General features: G+C 64.5%; 1 protein-coding gene. It reads right to left on the reverse strand.

The window, feature by feature from the left end:
• Nucleotides 1-216: 216 nt before the first annotated feature.
• Nucleotides 217-459 (reverse strand): hypothetical protein (locus EN850_RS33545; protein WP_210238003.1); only part of this gene is annotated, 243 nt, incomplete at its 5' end.

The following is a 459-nucleotide window of genomic DNA, read 5'->3' on the forward strand; positions in this document are numbered from 1 at the left end:
GACCACTTTAGGAGGATTTCGTTAAGGTGGGATGCGACCGGGTGACGCGCTGCTTCACTTTGTCGCAGGGCTGCGTGAAGGCCGCCGGGCATGGCCCAACACCACGGATTAAGCGCTTTGGTAGCTGCCAACCTTGGTTGGCACACACACCCAAACGCCGACCAAGGTCGGCATCTACCAGCAGCGATTGGAGCGGCCCATCACCCGGCGGGTGCCTCAGTGCCAGAAATACCAGGCCGCTGCAGCCAGCAGCGCGCCAAACAACAGCACCTGCACCACCACATAGACCACACCACTGTCGCGCGACTCAGCGGCAATGCGCTTCTGCAGCGCCTCGCTCACATCCGGCGTTGCTTCCTGCTGCGCCTGCTCACGCAACGCCTGTGCCAGCGCGCGCGCTTCCGCATCGCGAGGGTCGGTCGGTCGGTTCACAGCAGCTCTCCGGCGGTGGCATGCCGC

Origin of the sequence: Mesorhizobium sp. M8A.F.Ca.ET.207.01.1.1, from assembly GCF_004794715.1 — a bacterium.
GTDB lineage: Bacteria > Pseudomonadota > Alphaproteobacteria > Rhizobiales > Rhizobiaceae > Mesorhizobium.